Below are 5,987 nucleotides of genomic sequence, written 5' to 3'. Positions count from 1 at the left end.
AGGCCGCCGAGGGCCTGCGGTCCGGCGGGCGGGACTGCGCGCGGGCCGTACTGGAGCTCGACCTGCCCGGCGGGACCCCGGGCGGGACCGAGGTCTGGGGGGACCAGGCCGTGGTGCGGCTCGCGCGCGACACCGTCTTCCTGAACCGCTTCCCGCGGGGCTGGCTGGTGCGCGCGGCGGGCTGCCGGCCGCGCGGCGCGCTGCCGTACTCGTGCGAGGTGGAGGGATGACCATGCGGGTGATGTTCGCCGCGACCGTCGTCATCGTCGTGGCGGGCCTGGCGTACGTCTTCGCCATCGGCCTGCTGCACCGGTAGGGAGGCCGGCCGTGAGACGTTTCGCCAGGGACAACGCCCTCAGCCTGTTCTTCCTGGTCCTGTTCGTGCTGGCGCTGGCCGGGCAGTCCGTGGCCGGGACCGCGGCGTACAACGACCGGCGGCTCGCCGAGGGCGGGGCGCCGGTCTCCTGGGCCGGGTACGTCACCTCCTCGGACTTCGCCGTCGACGTGGCGGAGAACTGGCAGTCGGAGTACCTGCAGTTCCTGCTCTTCATCCTGGCCACCGTCTGGTGGGTGCAGCGCGGCTCGCCGGAGTCGAAGGAGCCCGGCGAGGAGGGCCCGGAGAGCGACGCCGACCAGCAGGTCGGCGCGTACGCCCGACCGGACAGCCCGGCCTGGGCCAGGGCGACGGGCCTGCGGCAGGCGCTGTACGGCAACTCCCTCGGCCTGGTGATGGGGTCGATCTTCCTGCTGTCGTGGCTGGCCCAGTCGGTGGCGGGGCTGGCGAGCTGGAACTCCGAGCGGCTCTCCCGGTTGCAGGACCCGCTGAGCTGGTGGGGGTACGTCACCTCGGCCGACTTCTGGAACCGGACCCTGCAGAACTGGCAGTCGGAGTTCCTCGCGGTGCTCTCCATGGTCGTGCTCTCGGTGTACCTGCGCCAGCGGGGGTCACCTGAGTCCAAACCGGTCGGCGCGCCGCACGGCGCGACCGACGTCGAGGGCTGAGCTCAAACCCCAGGAGCATGGTTTTTAATGACATAACGGACATATAGGTCTTAAGCACCCATTGCCGGGTAGGGGGTGATGCTGCGGGAGGTGAGAACGTGAAGACCAAGGACCGCGTCGGCGACGCGCGACGGCTGGAGGCCCTGCACGCCACCGGCCTGCTGGACGTTCCCCGGCTGCCGCTGCTGGACCGGGTGACCCGGATGGCGACCCGGCTGCTCGACGTGCCCATCGCCCGGGTATCGCTGATCGCCGAGGACCGGCAGGTGGTCCTCAGCGCCGAGGGGTCCAGCGACTCCCTGTCCGAGCGGCAGAGCCCCCTGTCCCAGTCCATGTGCCGCCACCTGGTCCTCGACGACGCCCCGCTGACGGTGACCGACACCCGCGACGACGAGCGGTGGCGCGACATCGTCGCCGTCTTCCGCGGGGAGCTGGCCGCCTACGCCGGAGTCCCGGTGCACGAGCCCGGCGGGCAGGCGCTGGGCGCGCTCTGCGTGATCGACCACCGCCCCCGCCCGTGGCGCTCGGAGGAGCTGCGCGCGCTGGAGGAGCTGGCCGCGACGGCGGAGGCGGTGATCGCCTCGCAGCTGGGCTTCCAGGAGCTCCGGCGGGAACTGGATGAGGAGCGGACGTTCCTGTCCGCGCTCCTGGACAGCCTGGACGTCGGAGTGGCGGCCTGCGACAACGACGGCCGGCTGGTCCGCTTCAACGAGGTGATGCGCGAGTTCGTCCAGGCTCCGGAGCAGCCGGTGGACATGCTCGCCTGGCCGCGGGTCTACAACCTGTACGGCCCCGACGGCAAGACCCTGCTCACCCCCGAGGAGGCGCCGGTGGTCCGGGCCCTGACCAGGGGGAGCTTCGACGGCCAGGAGGTGGTGGTCCGCGCCCCCGGCAGGTGCCCACGCCGGTTCCTGGTCAACGGGCGGCCGATCGAGACCTCCGGCGGGCGGCGGCTGGGGGCGATGTGCACCGGCCGGGAGATCACCGACCAGTACCGCGTCCAGGTGCTCCGTGACGCCCAGCACGCCGTGATCAAGGCGCTCGCCGAGGCCGACTCCGTCGAGCGCGCCTCCTGCGGCGTGATCGGCGCGATCGCCGGCGCGTTCGGCTGGAGCTGCGGCGAGTACTGGCAGGCCGACCCCGGAGGGGAGCTCATCTCCCGCACCGGCTCCTGGGTGGAGCCCGGCCTCGATCTGTCGGAGTTCACCGGTCCGGAGCTGATGACCGTCCGCTCGGGTCAGGGGCTGCCCGGCCGGGTGCTGGCCTCCGGCCTCCGCTCGTGGACACCCGACCTGCGCGCCGAGCCGGGGGGCTTCCTGCGCACCCCGCACGCGCTGCACTCGGGTCTGCGCACCGCCATCGGGCTGCCGGTGCGCAGCGGCGAGCGGGTGCTGGCCGTGCTGGCCTTCTTCATCGACACCGTCGAGGAGCCCGACGACGACCTGCTCTACCTGCTCGACGGCGTCTGCGCGCACGTCGGTCGCTTCATGGAGCGCCGCCGCGCCGAGGACCTCGCCCTGGCCCTGACCACCAGCCAGCGCCGCTTCGACGAGGTCGTCGCCCAGATCGACGACCTGGTGTGGACCGTCGAGATCGATGACGAGGGACACGCCCGCCGGACCTACCAGAGTGAGAGCACCGCCGGGATCCTGGGCGGCCAGGTCCCCCTCGGCATCGACGCCGCCGCCTTCACCGAGAGCCGCGTGCACCCCGACGACCTGCCGGCCTTCTGCGAGCTCCACGAGGCGGTCGCCTCCGGCAGGCCGCGCGGCCGAGTACCGGGTCGTCGGCCTGGACGGCGTCACCCGCTGGATCTGGACCCGCGCCACGCCCCGCCGCGAGGGCGGGCGGCTGCTGGCCGACGGCATCTGCACCGACGTCACCGACCGCCACCGGATGGCCGAGGAACGCGAGCAGCAGCTCGCCCGGGAGCAGGAGCAGGTGCGCCGGCTGCGCCAGCTGGACCGGATGAAGGACGAGCTGGTCGCTCTGGTCAGCCATGAGATCCGCTCCCCCGTCGCCGTCATCCGCAGCTACGCCGAGATGCTCGCCGACCTGCCGGGCCTGACCGAAGAACCGCGCATGTTCGCCGACGTCATCGACCGCAAGAGCGCCCACCTGCAGCATCTGGTCGACGACCTGCTGGACCTGGCCCGCCTGGACGCCGGGCGCATCGCCATCGATCCGCGGCCCGTCTCCCTGACCCGGCTGGTGCGCCAGGCCGTCGACGAGCACCGGGCCGCCGCGGCGGCCAAGGACCTGACCGTCACCACCGACCTGGCCCTGCACCTGCCCGTGCACGCCGACCCGGTACGGCTGCGCCAGGTGCTCGACAACCTGCTGTCCAACGCGGTCAAGTACACCCCCGACGGGGCTCCGTCGCCGTCACCGCCGGCTGCGACGGCACGGACGGCGGCCACGACAGCGGGGGGTGCGCGAGCGGGACGGTCGCGGTGGCGGTGGCCGACACCGGGATCGGCGTCCCCGCCGAGGAGTACCCGCGCCTGTTCGACCGGTTCTTCCGCTCCTCCACCGCGCAGCGGGCCGGGATCAAGGGCACCGGCCTGGGCCTGGCCATCACCAAGGCGATCGTCGAGGCGCACGGCGGGAGCGTCGCCGCCGCCCCGCGCCAGGGCGGCGGCACCGTCTTCACCGTCCGCCTGCCCACCGCCGACCCCGGGCGGCGGTGAACGGGCGCGCACCGGTCAGGCGCGCACGAGCTCCGCCGGCCGGCCGATCAGGAGGCCAGGCGGTCAGCCGGTCGGCCGGTCGGGCGCACACGGTCTCAGCCGGCCAGGCAGCGGCCGGACTCGACGATCTCCGCCCCCATGTTGCGCTCCATCATCCGCAGCGCCGCGTCCCCCAGGTCGGGGTGGATGTGCGCCACGCAGTCGCGCGGCACCCGGATGGAGAAGTGCCGCACGTAAGCGTCGAGCGCGCTGTACAGGACGCACTGCTCGGTCACCTGCCCCGCCAGGATCACCGTCTCGACGCCCCGCTGGTTCAGCAGGTACTCCAGTGAGGTGCCGTAGAAACCGCTGTGGCGCACCTTCGCCAGGAAGGGGCTGTCGTCCGGTGGCAGCACCGGCTCGACCAGGTCGGGACGCCGGCCCTTCAGCGCGAGGGCCGCGATGTCGTCCCGCGTCGCCGTGAAGTCGCCGTGGTTGTCGTTGACGAAGACCAGCTCGACGTCGCCGTCCCCGCGCGCCCGGCCGATGAGGTCCGCCAGCGGTTCCACGATCCGCTCGACGCTCTCCGCCAGGAGGTCGGCGTCCTGGTGGTCGTACGGGTTCAGCATGTCCATGACGATCAATGCCGCAGTGCTCATCCGTCCCTCCTATCCCCCCGCCCGCGCTTCATGCCGGACCGGCGGCCTGCTCGACGCGCTGAGCACCGACTGACGGATCCCGTCCGGCCGCCGGGGCCGCCCCCCTTCCCGGGGCGGCCCCGGCTCCGCGCCCGCGTCCCGGTCCGGCCCGGGTTGTAATCCAAATCACTCAGCTCGCGGGACCCCCGACCGATCAGGAACGCACAGCAGCCCTGAGAGGTCGTCCCATGCCGAATCTGCGCAACATCCCCATCTTGGCCAAGCTGGCCGTGCTCGCGACGGTCGCCGTCATCGGCGTGCTCTCCGTGGGCGCCATCCGCTTCATCGACGTCGAGCCCACCGAACTGGCCGCCCGCAAGGCGAAGGTGCAGAGCCTGGTGGAGGCCGCCCACTCGGTCATCGCCGGCTACCACCGGCAGGCGGAGGACGGCGCCCTGACCGACGAGCAGGCGCGGACCGCCGCGCTGACCGCGGTCAAGGCGATGCGCTACGGCGAGGGCGACTACTTCTGGATCAATGACATGCGCCCGTTCATGGTCATGCACCCGACCAAGCCCGAGCTGGACGGGAAGGACCTGTCGTCCAACGCCGATCCCAACGGCAAGCTGCTGTTCGTCGAGTTCGTCAAGACGGTGCGCGCCTCGGGGGCGGGCTTCGTCGAGTACGAGTGGCCCAAGCCGGACGAGGACGAGCCGGTCACCAAGCTGTCGTACGTGGCCGGCTTCGAGCCGTGGGAGTGGGTGATCGGCACCGGCATCTACGTCGGCGACATGCAGGAGATCATCCGCGACAAGCAGCGGGCCACGATCCTGCAGACCGGCATGGTCGTACTCGCCGTCCTGGGCGTCCTCGCCGTCGTCGGGCTCAGCATCTCCCGGCCCGTGCGGGCGCTGACCGCCGCCACCCGCAAGCTGGCCGACGGCGACCATGAGGTGGCGCTGCCGCCGGTGTCGCGCGACGAGATCGGCCGGATGGCCGGCGCGCTGGGCGTGCTGCGCGACAGCCTCTCCGGCAAGCAGGCTCTGGAGCGCGAGCACGAGGAGCTGCGGGCCCGGGCGGAGGAGGAGCGCCGCCGCTCAGTGGAGACGCTGGCCGCGCAGCTGGAGGGCACCGTCTCGGCGGTGGTCGCCCGCCTCGACGAGGCCGTGCTGGCCATGCGCGACGGCGCGGAGGAGCTGGGCTCCACCACCGGCGGACTCGTCGAGACCGTCCGGGAGATCTCGAACCTGGCCGAGCAGTCGACGACGACGGCCGCGCAGGCGGCCACCGAGACGACCAGCGCCAGCGGTACGGTCAACGGCCTCACCACCGCGGCCGAGACCATCGGCGGCGTGGTCGAGGTGATCCGCAAGGTCGCGGCGCAGACCAACCTGCTGGCGCTCAACGCCACCATCGAGGCGGCCCGCGCCGGCGACGTCGGCAAGGGCTTCGCCGTGGTGGCGAACGAGGTCAAGGAACTGGCGCAGCAGAGCTCGCAGGCCACCGACGAGATCGCCCGGGAGGTGGAGGCGATCCAGAACACCTCGCAGGGCGCGGCGGAGGTCATCGACCGGATGGCCGGGGTCGTGCGCAGCCTGGGTGCGAGCACCGAGGAGGTCGCCGCGGCGATCGCCGGCGAGGGCGGCGGCGCGCGGGGCGGTGAGCGTGCGGCGTTCCG

Annotated in this window: 4 protein-coding genes and 3 pseudogenes; 6 read left to right on the top strand and 1 reads right to left on the bottom strand. The window is 72.7% G+C overall.

Features of this window, described 5'->3' with window-relative positions; genetic code table 11:
- From ACWJ6R_RS28400 to ACWJ6R_RS28380, 5 genes and pseudogenes are all read left to right on the top strand, one after another.
- On the top strand, positions 1-230 hold a 230-nt coding region (locus ACWJ6R_RS28400), incomplete at its 5' end, for a hypothetical protein (RefSeq protein WP_449065165.1).
- A 97-nt stretch (positions 231-327) separates the two neighbouring features.
- On the top strand, positions 328-1,002 hold the full coding sequence (locus ACWJ6R_RS28395; RefSeq protein WP_449065164.1) for a DUF6766 family protein: 675 nt from the start codon (positions 328-330) through the stop codon (positions 1,000-1,002).
- Between the two features lie 98 nt (positions 1,003-1,100).
- Entirely contained in the window at positions 1,101-3,005 is a 1,905-nt protein-coding gene (locus tag ACWJ6R_RS28390; protein ID WP_449065163.1) for a GAF domain-containing protein, read from the top strand.
- A pseudogene (locus ACWJ6R_RS28385) lies at positions 2,971-3,111 on the top strand (histidine kinase dimerization/phospho-acceptor domain-containing protein); the annotation flags it as partial. The gene ACWJ6R_RS28390 and the pseudogene ACWJ6R_RS28385, both read left to right, overlap by 35 nt.
- A gap of 332 nt (positions 3,112-3,443) precedes the next feature.
- A pseudogene (locus ACWJ6R_RS28380) lies at positions 3,444-3,692 on the top strand (sensor histidine kinase); the annotation flags it as partial.
- A 95-nt stretch (positions 3,693-3,787) separates the two neighbouring features.
- Here ACWJ6R_RS28380 and ACWJ6R_RS28375 read toward each other — a convergent pair.
- The gene (locus ACWJ6R_RS28375) at positions 3,788-4,330 is read right to left on the bottom strand and encodes a cysteine hydrolase family protein (RefSeq protein WP_449065162.1); all 543 of its coding nucleotides are present in this window, start codon (positions 4,328-4,330) and stop codon (positions 3,788-3,790) included.
- 407 nt (positions 4,331-4,737) lie between these two features.
- On the opposite strand from ACWJ6R_RS28375, the pseudogene ACWJ6R_RS28370 reads away from it, so the two are divergent.
- Positions 4,738-5,987 (top strand): annotated as a pseudogene (locus tag ACWJ6R_RS28370) (cache domain-containing protein); the annotation flags it as partial.

This window comes from Planomonospora algeriensis, assembly GCF_977012225.1.
The sequence above is the reverse complement of the archived record's forward strand: the minus strand, read 5'-3'. Positions and strand labels throughout refer to the sequence as shown.

Bases quoted from the DNA above. Each gene is read 5' to 3' on its own strand.
- ACWJ6R_RS28375 (WP_449065162.1), bottom strand. From the start codon at position 4,330: ATGAGCACTGCGGCATTGATCGTCATGGACATGCTGAACCCGTACGAC.